We start from the raw sequence: 15097 nt of genomic DNA on the forward strand, positions 1-15097 counted from the left end.
CCAGGATTACTGACCAGGGAACGCAGAAGGGCCCCGCCATCTGGCGGGGCCCTTCGCGTGGTGGGTGACGGTGAAGCGTCAGCCGGCGGTGGAGGCCGGTGACCCACCTCCTCCGCCCTTGCCGTGCAGGCGGCGCTGCATCAGGACCAGGCCGACGCCGATGGCCAGGCCGGCGATATCGGTGACGATGCCGCCGTAGATCATGAATAGCGCACCGATCAACATCACCACCCGCTGCCAGCTTTTCACCGGGCCGAAGAACCAGGCCTGGACCACCGCGGCCAGCAGGATGATGCCCAGGGTGGCGGTAACGCCGACTCGCAGGATCTGCACCCAGGAGCCTTCCATCAGCATGGCGGGGCTGTAGAAGAACATGAAGGGCACGATAAAGGCGGCCAGGCCGATCTTGAACGAGGCCACCGAGGTGCCCATGGCGTTGTCGCCCGAGATGCCCGCCGCGGCATAGGAGGCGAGTGCCACCGGAGGCGTGATCGCCGACACCACCGCGAAGTAGAACACGAAGAAGTGCGCGACCAGCGGCTCGATACCGATGCTGATCAGGCCCGGGGCGACCACCGAGGCGGCTACCGCATAGGCGGCGGTGGTGGGCATGCCCATGCCGAGCAGGATCGAGATACACATGGCGAAGAACAGCGCCAGCAGCTGGCTGACCCCGGCCAGGCCCAGCAGCAGCGAGGAGAAGCGCGCGCCGACCCCGGTCAGGGCGATCACCCCCACGATCAGGCCGGCGCAGGCGCACACGGCGATGATCTGGATCGACATGGCGCCGGCCAGCTGCAGCGCCTTGAGGATGGCGCGGATGCCCATCCGGTGGGGCGTGAGCCAGCTCACCACGGCCGCCGAGGCGGTGGCCAGGGTGCCGGCACGGATCACCGAGTAGCCCATGAACAGCGCGGCGATCAGGATGATGATTGGTGCGAACAGGTAGATCTGCCTGACCAGCCGTCGGAACTGAGGAATCTCCTCCTTGCGCATGCCGCGCATGCCCTTGCGGGCGGCCTCGAAGTCGACCATGCAGTAGATCGACAGGAAGTAGAGGATGGCGGGAATCAGGGCCGCCACGGCGATCTCGGTGTAGGGGATGCCGGTGACCTCGGCCATGATGAAGGCCCCGGCCCCCATGATCGGCGGCATGATCTGTCCACCGGTCGAGGCGGCGGCCTCGATGGCGCCGGCGCTGCGTGACGGGTAGCCCACCTTCTTCATCAGCGGGATCGTCAGCGAGCCGGTGGAGACCACGTTGCCGGCCGAGGTGCCGTTGATCATGCCCATCAGGCCGGAGGCGAAGATGGAGACCTTGGCGGGGCCGCCCCGGGCCCGGCCGGCGGCGGCGAAGGCGAAGTTGACGAAGTAGTCACCGACCTTGGAGGCCTGCAGGAAGGCGGCGAAGATGATGAACAGGATGATGTAGGTGGACGAGACCGCGGTGGTCGGCCCGAGGATGCCGGCGTCGGTATAGACCTGGCTGAAGAAGCGGTTGAGGGACAGCCCCGGGTAGCCCAGGAAGCCCGGCAGGTAGGGGCCGGCGAAGACGTAGATCAGGAAGATCGCCGAGATGGTCACCAGCGCCAGGCCCGCGACCCGGCGGGTCAGCTCGAGGATCAGCAGCGAGCCGGCGATGGCCGCATAGGAGATGCCGATCGGGGCGAAGGGGGTACCGGTGGAGGCGCGCAGTGGGCTGTTGAACATCACCAGCAGGTAGCCGGCCACCGACAGGGAACAGACCATCAGCACCAGATCGGCGGGGGAGAGTGTCTCGCGCACCTGGCGGTAGCCCCAGGAGAGCAGGATAGCGGCGGCGGTGGTCAGCATCAGCGGATAGCCGAAGTGCCAGGCCTCGATCTCCGGGGCGATGCGCAGGGCGCCTGCGTCGATCGCCTGATACATCATCACCACTCGCACCAGGGTGTAGAGCGCCGGGATTAGCAGGGCGTAGCTCAGCCAGCGCATCCAGGCGGGAGAGCGGTCGCGGTCATGCTCGGCGAAGCGGGTGCCGGCATAGAGGCCATACCCGAGTATCAGCGCCCCGGCGATGTGCAGGATGCGAAATGACCAGGTCTCCAGTGGATAGACGTTGAGCGAGATGAGGTGAAACAGCGAATAGGCGATGGCTAGCGCACCGAAGAGCAGCCACTGCCAGCCGGTATACAGGCGCCGGTTGGATTCGACGGCGGCCTCGTCGACGCCCTCGGCATTGACGACCTCGACGACATCGTCGGTGCCGGTGTCGTCGCGGGATTCGGGATGTTGGGACATGAAAACACCCTTGGGTGTGGAACGGACGGCAGGCATGCCACCCCGGATCGCTCGGCGACCCGGGGTGGCGTCAGGGTCTTGCGCGGTTACAGCTTCAGGTCATCGGGAATCTCGTAGCCGTTCTCCTCATACCAGCGCACCGCGCCCGGATGGAAGGGCAGCACGGTGTTGTACTGGAAGTTCTCCGGAATGCTGGTGGCCGCACTGCGATGGATATCCATCATCTTGTCGTTGTTCTCCAGGCTCAGCTTGGTGATCTCGTAGACGAAGTCTTCGGGCAGATCACAGCCGGCGATGGTGAAGTTCCACATCGAGACGGCACGGGCATCCGCTTCCAGGGTCTGGTAGGTGCTGGCCGGAATCATGAAGGGCGATACCGGGAACGCCTCGAGTACCTTGGCCTGCTCCTCCTCGGTGAACTCGACGATATTGATATCGGTCTGCACCTCGAGCTGGCTGACCGCAGGGATCGGGATGCCGGCAGCGAAGGCGATGACATCGATCAGGCCATCCTGCAGCTGGCCGCCCAGGTCGTTCCAGCCGCCGTTGCGACGATCGAACTCGACACCCAGCTCCTCGAGAATGGCCGGGAAGTAGGTGTCGGAGGTAGAGGCCGCCGGGCCGAAGCCGATGCTGGCGCCGTCGGGGATGTCGGCGATCGACTCGATGTCGCTGTCGGCCAGGGTGGTGATGGAGAACGGTGTCTCGTACATCGGGAAGAGAGCGCAGACATTGTCCAGCGGTACTCCCGGGGCGAGAGGACTTTCGCCGGCCAGGGCCTCGGCGGCGGGCCCCATGGTGGTCAGTCCCAGGGCGATATCACCGGTGTGGACCAGGGCGAGGTTCTGGTTGGGGCCACCGGTGACCTCACCCCCGCCGGAGAGACCCAGCTCGTCGGCGATCAGGTTGGCCCAGCCGGAGCCGTAGACGAAGTAGGTGCCGCCCTGGCTGGCGGTGCCGACGGTGAAGTTCTCGGGCCAGTCACTGCGGTCCTGGGCGGCGGCGGAGGCGGCTACCAGAAGAGTGCCGGCGACGGTGCCGGCGAGCAGACGGGGGGAGAGAAGACGCATGGCGTAGCTCCATCATGGGGTTAGTGATAACTCGGACGCGGATGCCCGAGAAATACCGTGTCATTCTGGCAGTTCGGGGCAGGAGTGTGGCGGTCATCAACGCCGTTTCATTCAACGTATACCATTCGACCCATGCCGGGGCATGGGTCGAATCGCGTGAAGAGAGAAGCATTGATTTGAATCAATCGCAATCGGCTGATGGATCCCCGGTCGTGCTGTCCGGGCCGACCAGCGGAGCGGGGAGCCGCATCGTTAGCCCTTGGGGTCGATGATCTTGACCGTCTGGAAGTCCTCGGTGGGCTCTTCTCGGTGCGTCCGATCGATACGGGTGGCTAGCTCAGGGGCGGCCTGCTCCTCGATGGGCAGCTGCTCGAAGAAGTCGCAGCTGACACACTCGCGGTAGCGGATGCCGTTCTGTTCCCAGCTGCGAATTCGGTCCATCTCGGCACAGCGTGGGCAGATGGCGCCGGCGATAAAGCGTTTCTGGGTGGCCATAATGGACTCCTGTTGTTACCGGCAATGACAGGCGGAGAGCCCGGCGCGAATACGGTGTTCGTTCACACCGGCACAGCGTGGACAGATGCCACCGGCGATAAAGCGTTTCTGGGTGGCCATGAAGACTCCTGTAGGCCTCGGCCCGTGGGCCGAGGCGGGGGTGACGTTGGGTCAACCGGCAGTGATGCCGCTATGACGCAATAGCGGTTCGACACTGGGCGCGCGGCCGCGGAAGGCCTGGAAAAGCTCGGCGGCGTCGCGGGCACCGCCCTGTTCGAGGATCTCGCTGCGGAAACGGCCCCCGGTCTCGGGGTCGAAGATGCCCGCCTCCTCGAAGGCGCTCCAGGCGTCGGCGGAGAGCACCTCGGCCCACTTGTAGCTGTAGTAGCCCGCCGCGTAGCCCCCGGCAAAGATATGACCGAAGCCGTTCTGGAAGCGGTTGAAGGAGGCCCTGGGCACCACCGAGACGGCGTCGCGTACCGCATCGAGCAGCGCCTGGACCTCGCTGGCGGAGGGCGCCTCGAGCTCGTGGTGCAGGCGCAGGTCGAACAGCGAGAACTCCAGCTGACGCACCATGCCCATGGCGGACTGGAAGTTTCTGGCCGCCTGCAGCTTCTCGAGCAGCTCGCCGGGCAACGGCTCCCCGCTGTCGACGTGACCGGCGATCAGGTCGAGCCCTTCACGCTCCCAGCAGTAGTTCTCCATGAACTGGCTGGGCAGCTCCACCGCATCCCAGGCCACGCCGTTGATGCCCGAGATATCCGCGATGGTCTGGCGGGTCAGCATATGGTGCAGACCGTGACCGAATTCGTGGAACAGGGTGACCACCTCGTCGTGGGTCAGCAGCGCCGGTCGACTGCCCACCGGACGGGTGAAGTTACAGGTCAGATAGGCCACCGGCAGCTGCAGGGCATCCCCCTCGTGACGGCGCACCCGGCACTCGTCCATCCAGGCACCGCCGCGCTTGCCCTCGCGGGCATAGAGGTCCAGATAGAAGCCGGCGATCGCCTCGCCATTCTCGAGGATCCGGAAGAAGCGCACGTCAGGGTGGTAGCGCGGCGCCTGCTCGTCCTCGCGGAAGGTGATGCCGAACAGGCGCTCGACGACCTGGAACAGCCCCTCGACCACACGGGGGGCGGGAAAGTAGGGACGCAGCTGCTCCTCGTTGATGGCGTGACGCGCCTCGCGAAGCTTCTCGCTGACGTAGCCGATATCCCAGGGCTCGAGATGGTTCATGTCCAGTTGCTGACCGGCGAAGGCCTCGAGCTCTGCGAACTCCTGGCGGGCCTGGGGGACCGCACGGGTGGCCAGGTCCTCGAGGAAGCCCTGCACCTCGGCCGGCGACTCGGCCATCTTGGTCTCCAGCGAGTAGTCGGCGTAGGTGGCAAAGCCCAGCAGCCGGGCCAGCTCGTGGCGCAGGGCGAGTATCTCCTCCATCAGCGGGGCGTTGTCGTACTGATCGGCGTGAGGGCCCTGATCCGAGGCGCGGGTGACGAAGGCGGTGTAGACCTCGCGGCGCAGTTCGCGGTCATCGGCATAGGTGACCACCGGGAAGAAGCTGGGGAAGTCCAGGGTGATGCGGTAGCCGGTTTCCCCCTTGGCCTCGGCATTGGCGCGCAGGGTGGCCAGGGCGCTTTCCGGCAGGCCGGCCAGGCGTGATTCGTCGGCGAGCTCCAGGTGCCAGGCCTGGGTGGCATCGAGCAGCTGGTTGGAAAAGGTGTTGGAGAGCTCGGAGAGTCGCGCCTTGATCTCGCCATAGCGGCGCTTCTTCTCGGCAGGCAGGTCGACGCCGGCGAGACGGAAGTCGCGCAGGGTGTTGTCGACGGTACGTCGCTGGGCCGCGTCGAGAGTTTCCCAGGCCGCCCCCTCCTTGAGGGCCTGCCAGGCACGGAACAGCCCCTCGTGCTGGCCGAGCCAGGTGCTGTAGTCGGAAAGCTTGCCCAGGCAGGCCTGATAGGCCTCGCGCAGCTCGGGGTTGTTCATGGTGCCATTGAGGTGGGAGACCGGTGACCAGGCGCGCGACAGACGGTCATTCAGCGACTCCAGGGGAGCGGCGAGGCTCTGCCAGCTGGGTGCCTCCCGCTCGGCCCGCTCGACCAGAGCCTCGATGGCTTGACGGTTCTCGGCGAGCAGCTCATCGATGGCTGGCACCACGTGCTCGGGGCGAATGGCCTCGAAGGGAGGGAGCTCATGGGTCTCGAGCAGGGGGTTGCGGGACATGCATACCTCGGGAAGAAAGTGGGATCCTTCCCTAAGATGCGGGCGGAGGCGTCGGGTTTCAATGTGCGCCGCCAGGGTTTGCCGCCGTGAGTCGGACTGCTAGGCTTGCTGACTTTCAGCGTGCGGGCGGCGCACGCCGTGTTTCGGGAGATGCAACGATGAGTGAGACGCTGGAGCGCTGGAGCACGCGGCGCGCCTTTATCCTGGCGGTTACCGGGGCGGCGGTGGGGCTGGGCAATATCTGGCGCTTCCCCTATATCACCGGCGAGAACGGCGGGGCGGTGTTCCTGGTGCTCTACGTGGCCTTCGTGCTGCTGTTGGGGCTGCCGGTGATGATGGCCGAGATCATGGTGGGCCGGGCCGGGCGGCGCAGCCCGGTGGCGTCGCTGGGGCATCTGGCCGCGATGGCCGGAGCCAGCCGCCATTGGCGGCTGCTGGGGCTGTTCGGCGCCTTCACGGTGTTCTGTATCCTCTCCTTCTATTCGGTGGTGTCCGGGTGGTCCATCGAGTTTCTGGTGGCTTCCATCAATGGGGAGTTTCGCGGCGCCGCGCCCGCCGAGATCGGGGCCGGTTTCGAGGCCTTCCTGGCCGACCCCGGGCGCATGATCTTCAATCACACCCTGTTCCTGCTGATGACCATACTGGTGGTGGCTGCCGGCGTGGCCAAGGGGCTCGAGCGCCTCAACAACGTGCTGATGCCGCTACTCTATCTGCTGCTGCTGATGCTGGCGGGGTATGCCACCACCACCAGCGGCTTCGGTACCGCGCTGGCGTGGCTGTTTCAGCCCGACTTCTCGGCGGTGACACCGCTGGTGGTGATGCATGCCATGGGTCACGCCTTCTTCACCCTGGCCGTGGGCGCCTGTGCGTTGATGGCCTATGGGGCCTATATGCCGGACCATCAGAGCCTGCCGCGTGCGGTCGGGGCGGTAGCGGTCCTCGATGTTACCGTGGCCTTGCTGGCCGGTATCGCGATCTTCTCGGTGGTGTTCTCCCAGGGCATGGACCCCGGGGAAGGACCTGGCCTGATGTTCGTCACCCTGCCCATCGCCTTCGCCCAGCTGCCCTGGGGCGCGCTGTGGTTGAGCTTCTTCTTTTTGCTGCTGCTGCTGGCCACCTGGACGTCGTCGATCAACCTGGCCGAGCCCATGGTCGCCACCCTGCAGGGGCTGGGGCTGCAGCGTGGGGTCTCCGCGGCTCTGGTAGGCCTTGCCGTGTGGCTGCTGGGGCTTCTGACGGTGTTCTCTTTCTCGAGCCTGGCCGAGTGGCGACCGCTGTTCGGCATGAACGGCTTCGAACTGGTCAGCACCATTCCCCCGGAGATCTTCCTCCCGCTGGGCGGGATGCTGATTGCCATCTTTGCCGCCTGGGTGTTGCCGGAGTCCACGGCGCGTCGTGCCCTGGGGGTGAGCGATAGCGGCTTTGCGCTGTGGCGGATGGTGACCCGCTGGATTGCCATTCCGTTGACGCTGGTAGTATTGGTGGCCGGGCTGGTCTGAGCCCCGCCCGATCGAAGATGAGGAGATCATGATGAGCGACTCGAAGGCCATACGGCCCTGGAAAGGCAAGCGCCCGAGCCTTGGCGAGCGGGTGTATATCGACCCGACAAGCCTGGTGCTCGGCGATGTGACGCTGGGTGATGACTGCTCGGTATGGCCCATGGCGGTTATCCGTGGTGACATGCATCGGATCCGTATCGGCGCCCGCACCAGCGTGCAGGATGGCTGCGTGCTGCATATCACCCACGCCAGCGACTTCAATCCCGGCGGCTTTCCGCTGACCATCGGCGATGATGTGACCATCGGCCACAAGGCGATACTCCATGGGGCCACCCTGGGCAGTCGTATCCTGGTGGGCATGGGTGCCATCGTCATGGATGGTGCCGAGGTGGAGGACGAGGTCATCATCGCCGCCGGTGCCGTGGTGACGCCTGGCAAGCGGCTCGAGAGCGGCTATGTCTATGCCGGCAATCCGGCCAAGGCGCTGCGTCCCCTGAAGGAGAAGGAGCGAGAGTTCTTTCCCTACACCGCCGGCAACTATGTAAGTCTCAAGGACGAGTATCTGGCCTCGAGCGACGATTAATTCACTAACCCATTGTTTCTGCATGCCCGGGCGAGCGATAATCTGGTAATTTATCCAGCTATTTGAGGGCCGCTCCGGCATGGCCAATTTCCGCACCCACCTTGGCGTGGCCGCCGCCGGCGGAGCCGTGGTTGCCCACGGTGGCTGGCAGGCGGGGCTGTGGGATGTCTGGCAGGCCCTGCCCATGCTGGCGCTGGTGACCCTCGGCGGCATCCTGCCCGATATCGACGCCGACAGCTCTCGCGCGATCCGGCTGGTGTTCAACCTGCTGGCCGTGCCGGCGGTGGTGGCCGGGGCCCTGGTGCTACAAGGGCGGCTCTCCACGGGGGGACTGCTGCTGGCCTGCGGCGCCCTCTACCTGGGGGTACGTCACCTCGCCGGCGCCCTGTTCGCTCGCCTCACCGTACATCGCGGCATCTGGCACTCGTTGCTGGCGGCGGCCTTCTGTGGCCTGTCGACCACGGCGCTCAGCTACCGCCTGTTGGCCCAACCCGATGCCATGGCCTGGGGCCATGGCGTGGCGCTAGCGCTGGGTTTCGTGCTCCACCTACTGCTCGATGAGCTCTACAGCGTCGATCTCACCGGAGGGCGTATCAAGCGCTCCTTCGGTACCGCGCTCAAGCCACTGGACTGGCGTTCACCCGGCAACTCCCTGGTGATGCTCGCCGCCGGAGCCAATCTGTTGCCCTGGTTGCCGCCCTGGCCGGTATTGCGAGAGCTGCTCGTTCAGGGCGTCTCGTTCTGGCGCTGAGGGGCGGTGTCCAGGCCCACTTTCAGGCATCGCCATCACGGCGTGTATCCGGCACTCGCTGGGCGCGACGCAGGGCGCGCTGGGCCCGCGTCTCGGCGCGCTCCATCTCGAGCAGCCCCTCTTCGACGAATACCAGGTGCTCGTGGGCGCGGGCCCTGGCGTCTTCGGCACGCCCTTCGAGAATGGCATCGAGCAGGCCGCGGTGCTGGATCATCAGCTGGGGGCGCGCCTTGGGCTTCTCGAACAAATGGGCGAGGTTGTCGGCTATGCTGCGCTCCAGCAGGTGGAAGATGCCACGTATGGTGTGCAACAGCAGCACATTGTGGGCGGCCTCGGCGATCGCCAGGTGGAAGGCCGCATCGGCCTTGGCCTCCTCGACAGGGTCGTGCCCCTGGAAGCAGGCTTCGAGCTCCTCGAAGCGACGGATCAGCAGCGCCTTGTCGGTAGGGGTCGAACGCAGCGCGGCGTAGTAGGCCGAGATGCCCTCCATGGCATCGCGAAACTCCAGCAGGTCCAGATGAAATTCACCGTGACGTGACAGCATCTCCAGCAAGGGGTCGCTATAGCCGCTGTTGAGCTCCTTGCTGACAAAGGTGCCGCCTCCCTGACGGCTGATCAGCAGCCCACGAGCCGACAGCTTCTGGATCGCCTCGCGCAATGAAGGGCGTGAGACGCTGAAGCGTTCGGCCAGCTCGCGCTCGGGGGGCAGCTTCTGGCCGGGCTGGAGGCTGCCCTCCAGAATCATCGCTTCGAGGCGTTCAGTGATCACGTCGGCCAGACGTGGTTGGCGCAGGGGAGGGTAGGCCATGGTGAGGTTCCGGCGGCTGGTGAGTTGGATCAAGATAGGGTTGACGTAATTTTACGGCAAGATATTGGTAATACCAATAATCATCGGTGTGGTTTTTTCGAGAGTGCGGAAGATTTCTTTCAGCTTCAAAAAGAGTCTTACAATTTCAAAAGGTTGGAGCCTTCAGGTAGAGACATAGACTAATGTCTAGGCAGGGAGCAAGGGAAAAACGGCGAGTCTCGTTTGACACTGTCGTGTGAGTCTCCTTAATGTCCGCCGATTCATATAGAAAAATTGGTTTTACCATTTTACCAAAATGCCTGGCTAGCCAGCCGATAAAGGAATCGCCGATGACTGCAGTCAAGCTCTATCCGCCGAAGCCAGACAAGGTCTATCTTTTCGGCACCTGCCTGATCGACCTTCTCTATCCAGAGGCCGGAATGGATGCCATCCGGCTGCTGGAGCGTGAGGGGATCGAGGTGCTGTTTCCCCAGGACCAGACCTGCTGTGGCCAGCCGGCCTATACCTCCGGCTATCACCATGAGGCCCGTGCCGTGGCGGCGGCGCAACTCGACCTCTTCCCCGGCCCCTGGCCGATCATCGTGCCCTCCGGCTCATGCGGCGGCATGATGCGCAAGCACTATCCCCAGCTTTTCGCCGGTAGCGACCTCGAGGAGCAGGCCAGCGAGGTGGCCGGACGTATCTTTGAGCTGACCGAGTTCCTGGTCCACGTCTGCCATCTCGACCTAGAGGATCGCGGCGAGCCCGAGAAGGTCGTCATGCATACCTCCTGCAGCGCCCGACGTGAGATGGGTCTGGCCGACACCGGTCCCACCCTGCTGGCAGCGCTGGGGCAGGTGGAGCTGGTCGAGCAGGCGCGGGCCAGCGAGTGCTGTGGTTTCGGTGGCACCTTTGCCGTGCGTCATCCCGAGGTCTCGGCCGCCATGGTGGAAGACAAGACCCGGGCCATCGAGGCGACCGGGGCGCGCCGCTTCGTCACCTCTGACTGCGGCTGCATGATGAACATCGGCGGCCGCTTCGAGCAACAGGGCAAGGCGGTCAAGGGCGAGCATATCGCCAGTTACCTGTGGCGGAGGACCTCATGAGCGAACAGACGGCCGGCGTTCAAACCTATACTCCCCGTGAATTCCATCGCCAGGCTCACGATGCCCTGGGAAATCCCCAGATACGCGCCAACTTCCGCAAGGCGATGGATGGCCTGATGGCCAAACGTCTCGACAGCTTCGATGACTGGGACCTGGAGACCCTGCGTGAGCTGGGTGCCAACATTCGCCTGCGAGCGCTTGCCAGGCTGCCTGACCTGTTGGAGAAGCTGGAGGCCAACTGCGAGGCCAATGGCATCAAGGTGCACTGGGCCGAAGACGGGGAGCAAGCCTGCCGGATCATTCGTGGTATCTGTCAGGACCATGGCGCGACCTCGGTGATCAAGGGCAAGTCGATGGTCTCCGAGGAGATGCATCTCAACGCTCACCTGGAGGCGGCCGGGATCGAGGCGTTGGAGTCGGATCTCGGTGAGTACCTGGTGCAGCTCAACCAGCAGACCCCTTCCCATATCATCATGCCGGCGATCCATCTCAATACCGATGAGATCTCCGAGATCATGCACGACAAGACCGGAACCGAGCGTACCCGGGACGTCGATGCCATGACGGCGGCGGCCAGACAGCAGCTTCGCGAACGCTTTATGGGCGCCGGTGTAGGGGTCTCCGGGGTCAATTTCGCGGTCGCCGAGACCGGCACCCTGTGCCTGGTGGAAAACGAAGGCAATGGTCGGATGACGACCACGGTGCCTCCGGTGCATGTGGCGGTGACGGGTATCGAGAAGGTGGTCGAGCATCTGCGTGATGTGCCGCCTCTCTACTCGCTGCTCACCCGCTCGGCCACCGGTCAGCATGTCACCACCTACTTCAACATGATCAGCTCGCCCCGCAAGGAGGGGGAGCATGATGGCCCGAAGGAGGTGCATCTGGTGCTGGTGGACAGCGGTCGCTCCAGCATTTACCAGGACAATGAGCTGCTCGATACCCTGCGCTGCATTCGCTGCGGCGCCTGCATGAATCACTGCCCCGTCTATACGCGTGTGGGAGGGCATACCTACGGCACGACGTACCCCGGTCCCATCGGCAGCATTCTTTCACCTCATCTGATGGGTCTGGAGGAGACCCGGGATCTGCCCACGGCGTCGAGTCTGTGTGGAGCCTGTGGCGAGGTCTGTCCGGTGAAGATCCCGATCCCCGACCTGCTGGTGCGGCTGCGCCGAGAATCGGTCGGCGAGGGGCGCGGCAATGTGGCCGGTGCCGGGATCAAGCGAACCCGCAAGGAAGCGGCCGCCTGGAAGGGGTTTCAGTGGCTGGCGACACACCCTGCGGCCTGGCGCGCCGGCACCTCGGTGGCCGGCAGGCTGCGAGCGCTGACGCCTACCAGGCTGGGTGCCTGGACGCAGCATCGCAGCGCACCAAGGCCGGCGGCCACCACCCTGCATGCGCTGGTCAAGCAGCACCAGGCAGGCAAGACTGACAAGGAGGAGCGCTGATGAGTGCTCGTGATGCGATTCTCAAGCGGCTGCGGGAGCGTGCGGATGGGGCGCTGAGTGCCCCCGAAAGCGACTTTGCCGTGGTGACCGGCCGCGGCTGGAGCCGGGATGAGCGGCTGGAGCGCTTCGAACGCTGGATTGGTTCGGTGCACGGCGAGGTGGTCCATGCCGCCGAAGAGGGCTGGACCGATGTGCTGGCGAAGGTGCTTGCCGACAAGGGAGTGCGTCGCCTGGCGCTTGGCAAGCAGCATCCGGTCGCGGTCGAGGCGCGCCGGGCCCTGGTCAATGCGGAGGTGGAGCTGGTTGACGTCGATCGCGATATCGAACAGTGGCAGCGCGAGCAGTTCGATGATGTCGATGCCGGCCTGACCTCGACCCGTGGTGCCATCGCCGAGACGGGCAGCCTCTGGCTATGGCCCACACCGGATGAGCCACGACTGATCAGCCTGGTGCCACCGTTGCATATCGCGGTGCTGGACGCGGGGGCGCTGGAGGACACCTTCTTCGACGTGATCGAGAAGCATGGCTGGGCAAACGGCATGCCGACCAATGCGCTGCTGATCTCCGGCCCCAGCAAGACCGCCGATATCGAGCAGACTCTGGCCTATGGTGTTCACGGCCCTCGTGAGCTGGTGGTCATCGTGCGCCATGCCGACGATGTGGCCGAGAGTGCTGCTCGGCAGTGATCCAAGATACGCACTGCGGTATGCATTGCGGCAGTCCGGTGGCTGGCGGTGCGCCTGATATGCCATAAGATGCAGTGAAGCCGTTGGGGTATATTTGGCGTATCGCGAGGGAGCCTTTCTCCCGATGCACAAGGAGCAGATGCGTGCAGCACAGAATATCGAATGCCAGGAAGGTGGCGGGATCTGGTCTTGAGGGGCTTGGTCTTAAGGGCCTTGGTCTTCACGGAAAGGTGGTTGCCGTGGCGGCGGGCCTTGCCCTGCTGGCGGGGTGCAGTGAGCGGCAGTCAGAAGAGGCGCGCTTCATGTCGGCGCCGGAGGCGAAGGTCGGCGATGCGTTAAGCGGAGAGCTGACGACGGCCAGTTCCATCAACCTCAATGATGGGGCCCGCTACTCCCCGCACTGGGTCTGCCCAGGCGAGGCGACTGGAGCGGTGGCATCCTATGTGCTGGATGCCGCCTTCCCCGGGGTGCTGGCGGCGTTCGGCAAGGACGGCGGCCTCCGCGGAGTCGCCGAGGGGCGAGAGGGGGCTCCGCTGTCGTTGCTGGTAGGGGCTGGCCACAAGGCGTGTACGCTGATCGTGGTGAGTGGCAGCGATGCGACCTCCTTTGGCCCCTATCGCCTCGTACCCCAGGCTCACGCCTCGGCTGAGCAACTGCTCCTTGATACGCCCTTGACGGGGTCGCTCGGTGAGGATGGCAAGTCGAGTCATGTCATGACGCTCGAGCAGGCAGGTCGTCTCGACCTCGCACTGGCGAGTGGCGGCGCTCTCGTTCTGTCTCTACGTGGTGAAGGACGCGAAGAGCGCGTCCAGGCCTGCGCCGACGGAGAGCAGCGCCTGGAAGCATACCTGGAACCGGGGGACTATCGGGTCGAGGTCACCGCTGCGGCCACTGGCAATGCGATGACTGCGACGAGTGGATGTGGAAGTGACACCCTGGTGCTGGGTAACGCCTACCGGCTGATGGCCAGCGCCGACGATCTGGCCACCGGGATGCGCAACGAGGGGCCGCTGCGGGGAGGCGACAGCATTACCGGTGTCCTCGAAGGCGGGGCGCAAAACCGCTACCACCTGAATGTCGACGAGCCCTCCGAGGTTTCCATCGAGTTGAGTTCGGCACAGTTCGATGCGCTGCTGAACCTGGAAGGCGAGGGGCTGAGTCTCAGCAATGATGATGGTGGCGGCGGCATCAATGGCACGGATGCACTGCTGGAAACCGTGCTGTTGCCGGGGCGCTATGAGGTCGCAGTGTCGGGCTATGGTGCCGCAGGGGGAGATTACACCCTCGAGATGCAGCGCTCTGCCTTCGAGGGTGAGCTTCGCAACGATGGGGAAATCCTGCTGGAAGAGAGCCTGGTTGGGATTCTGGATGGTAGCGGCCCCAACAGTTATCGCCTGACACTGGAGGAGGCGGCGAGTATCAGGGTGATGCTGGGCTCATCGAGCTTCGATGCCGTGCTCCGTCTGCATGGTAATGGTATCGATATCAGCGATGATGACAGTGGCGGAAACCTGGATGCGTTGCTGTCGGCAGTGCTCGAGCCGGGCAGTTATACCCTGGAAGCCCAAAGCTATTCGGGTGCCGGGGCCTACAGGCTGGAAGTGGTCGGTGACGCCATCGAGGAGGAGCTGCGCAATGGTGGAGAGGTTAGGGTCGGCGACGCGGTGATCGGCACCCTGAGTCCTGGGGGGACGCTGGATTATGAGCTGGTCCTGGAAGAGGGGGCCACGATTGTGCTTGAAGCGACCTCGCCGACAGCCGATACGATATTGAGCCTCAGCGGAAATGGCGTCGAGATAGAGAACGACGATGCCGATGGGCTTGGCCTCGGGTCGCGTATTACCCAATACCTGGAAGCCGGTCGTTATGGGGTAGGTGTCAGGACCTGGGACGTGGGTGGTGGCTCCGGCGCCATCAGACTTGAGGTCCGGGATTGAGAGGATGCTTCGACCATTTATCAGGTCCCTGAAATTTTTTTACAGGAAGGGCTTGCGGGCCCGCCGGTAAAGCCGTAAAGTACGCATCCGCTGCCGGCGACGGGCAAACGTTGCAGGCGGTGGGTGTGGCAGAAGTGGCTGTTCTGCAATGGTTTTTTCGAAATGCTTCGAAAATGACCGGTTGACAGTCGCGGCAGATTCGCTAGAATGTGCGCCACTCGTGACGGCGACCTCAAGG

At 64.5% G+C, this 15097-nt stretch carries 13 protein-coding genes; 7 read left to right on the forward strand and 6 right to left on the reverse strand.

Going from position 1 to position 15097, the window contains the following annotated elements; translation table 11 throughout:
- Positions 1 to 78: 78 nt before the first annotated feature.
- From Q0894_RS03505 to prlC, 5 genes are all read right to left on the reverse strand, one after another.
- Entirely contained in the window at positions 79 to 2277 is a 2199-nt protein-coding gene (locus tag Q0894_RS03505; protein ID WP_299231546.1) for a TRAP transporter permease, read from the reverse strand.
- 86 nt (positions 2278 to 2363) lie between these two features.
- Positions 2364 to 3347: a TAXI family TRAP transporter solute-binding subunit gene (locus Q0894_RS03510; protein WP_299231548.1), complete on the reverse strand. Its 984-nt coding sequence runs from the start codon at positions 3345 to 3347 to the stop codon at positions 2364 to 2366.
- A 252-nt stretch (positions 3348 to 3599) separates the two neighbouring features.
- Positions 3600 to 3842: a YheV family putative zinc ribbon protein gene (locus Q0894_RS03515; protein ID WP_132041567.1), complete on the reverse strand. Its 243-nt coding sequence runs from the start codon at positions 3840 to 3842 to the stop codon at positions 3600 to 3602.
- A gap of 15 nt (positions 3843 to 3857) precedes the next feature.
- Positions 3858 to 3962 (reverse strand): YheV family putative metal-binding protein, encoded by a 105-nt coding sequence (locus Q0894_RS03520; RefSeq protein WP_299231552.1) that lies wholly within the window; start codon positions 3960 to 3962, stop codon positions 3858 to 3860.
- Between the two features lie 51 nt (positions 3963 to 4013).
- Positions 4014 to 6062: an oligopeptidase A gene (gene prlC / locus Q0894_RS03525; protein ID WP_299231554.1), complete on the reverse strand. Its 2049-nt coding sequence runs from the start codon at positions 6060 to 6062 to the stop codon at positions 4014 to 4016.
- A 158-nt stretch (positions 6063 to 6220) separates the two neighbouring features.
- On the opposite strand from prlC, the gene Q0894_RS03530 reads away from it, so the two are divergent.
- The 3 genes from Q0894_RS03530 to Q0894_RS03540 all read left to right on the forward strand — a co-directional run bounded on the left by Q0894_RS03530 (position 6221) and on the right by Q0894_RS03540 (position 8895).
- Entirely contained in the window at positions 6221 to 7561 is a 1341-nt protein-coding gene (locus Q0894_RS03530; protein WP_299231556.1) for a sodium-dependent transporter, read from the forward strand.
- Positions 7562 to 7592: 31 nt separating this feature from the next.
- Positions 7593 to 8144: a gamma carbonic anhydrase family protein gene (locus tag Q0894_RS03535; RefSeq protein ID WP_132041563.1), complete on the forward strand. Its 552-nt coding sequence runs from the start codon at positions 7593 to 7595 to the stop codon at positions 8142 to 8144.
- A 79-nt stretch (positions 8145 to 8223) separates the two neighbouring features.
- Positions 8224 to 8895 (forward strand): metal-dependent hydrolase, encoded by a 672-nt coding sequence (locus Q0894_RS03540; RefSeq protein WP_132041562.1) that lies wholly within the window; start codon positions 8224 to 8226, stop codon positions 8893 to 8895.
- Positions 8896 to 8917: 22 nt separating this feature from the next.
- Here Q0894_RS03540 and Q0894_RS03545 read toward each other — a convergent pair whose 3' ends face one another.
- Entirely contained in the window at positions 8918 to 9703 is a 786-nt protein-coding gene (locus Q0894_RS03545) for a GntR family transcriptional regulator (RefSeq protein ID WP_299231561.1), read from the reverse strand.
- A gap of 329 nt (positions 9704 to 10032) precedes the next feature.
- On the opposite strand from Q0894_RS03545, the gene Q0894_RS03550 reads away from it, so the two are divergent.
- From Q0894_RS03550 to Q0894_RS03565, 4 genes are all read left to right on the forward strand, one after another.
- Complete coding sequence (locus tag Q0894_RS03550; protein WP_299231563.1) at positions 10033 to 10788, forward strand: (Fe-S)-binding protein; 756 nt, start codon at positions 10033 to 10035, stop codon at positions 10786 to 10788.
- Positions 10785 to 12236: a LutB/LldF family L-lactate oxidation iron-sulfur protein gene (locus tag Q0894_RS03555; protein WP_299231565.1), complete on the forward strand. Its 1452-nt coding sequence runs from the start codon at positions 10785 to 10787 to the stop codon at positions 12234 to 12236. Before Q0894_RS03550 ends, Q0894_RS03555 begins: the two co-directional genes overlap by 4 nt.
- Positions 12236 to 12922: a lactate utilization protein C gene (locus Q0894_RS03560; RefSeq protein WP_299231567.1), complete on the forward strand. Its 687-nt coding sequence runs from the start codon at positions 12236 to 12238 to the stop codon at positions 12920 to 12922. Before Q0894_RS03555 ends, Q0894_RS03560 begins: the two co-directional genes overlap by 1 nt.
- A 239-nt stretch (positions 12923 to 13161) precedes the next feature.
- Positions 13162 to 14859 carry a hypothetical protein gene (locus tag Q0894_RS03565; RefSeq protein ID WP_299231569.1) on the forward strand — a complete coding sequence of 566 codons (1698 nt, stop codon included), beginning with the start codon at positions 13162 to 13164 and terminating at the stop codon, positions 14857 to 14859.
- Positions 14860 to 15097: the final 238 nt, after the last annotated feature.

The sequence above is a fragment of the uncultured Halomonas sp. genome (genome assembly GCF_947501415.1).
Classification (GTDB): Bacteria; Pseudomonadota; Gammaproteobacteria; order Pseudomonadales; family Halomonadaceae; genus Halomonas.

Bases quoted from the DNA above. Each gene is read 5' to 3' on its own strand.
- Q0894_RS03520 (WP_299231552.1), bottom strand. From the start codon at position 3,962: ATGGCCACCCAGAAACGCTTTATCGCCGGTGGCATCTGTCCACGCTGT.
- Q0894_RS03515 (WP_132041567.1), bottom strand. From the start codon at position 3,842: ATGGCCACCCAGAAACGCTTTATCGCCGGCGCCATCTGCCCACGCTGT.
- Q0894_RS03530 (WP_299231556.1), top strand. From the start codon at position 6,221: ATGAGTGAGACGCTGGAGCGCTGGAGCACGCGGCGCGCCTTTATCCTG.
- Q0894_RS03505 (WP_299231546.1), bottom strand. From the start codon at position 2,277: ATGTCCCAACATCCCGAATCCCGCGACGACACCGGCACCGACGATGTC.
- Q0894_RS03555 (WP_299231565.1), top strand. From the start codon at position 10,785: ATGAGCGAACAGACGGCCGGCGTTCAAACCTATACTCCCCGTGAATTC.
- Q0894_RS03540 (WP_132041562.1), top strand. From the start codon at position 8,224: ATGGCCAATTTCCGCACCCACCTTGGCGTGGCCGCCGCCGGCGGAGCC.
- Q0894_RS03550 (WP_299231563.1), top strand. From the start codon at position 10,033: ATGACTGCAGTCAAGCTCTATCCGCCGAAGCCAGACAAGGTCTATCTT.
- Q0894_RS03545 (WP_299231561.1), bottom strand. From the start codon at position 9,703: ATGGCCTACCCTCCCCTGCGCCAACCACGTCTGGCCGACGTGATCACT.
- Q0894_RS03560 (WP_299231567.1), top strand. From the start codon at position 12,236: ATGAGTGCTCGTGATGCGATTCTCAAGCGGCTGCGGGAGCGTGCGGAT.
- Q0894_RS03510 (WP_299231548.1), bottom strand. From the start codon at position 3,347: ATGCGTCTTCTCTCCCCCCGTCTGCTCGCCGGCACCGTCGCCGGCACT.
- prlC (WP_299231554.1), bottom strand. From the start codon at position 6,062: ATGTCCCGCAACCCCCTGCTCGAGACCCATGAGCTCCCTCCCTTCGAG.
- Q0894_RS03535 (WP_132041563.1), top strand. From the start codon at position 7,593: ATGAGCGACTCGAAGGCCATACGGCCCTGGAAAGGCAAGCGCCCGAGC.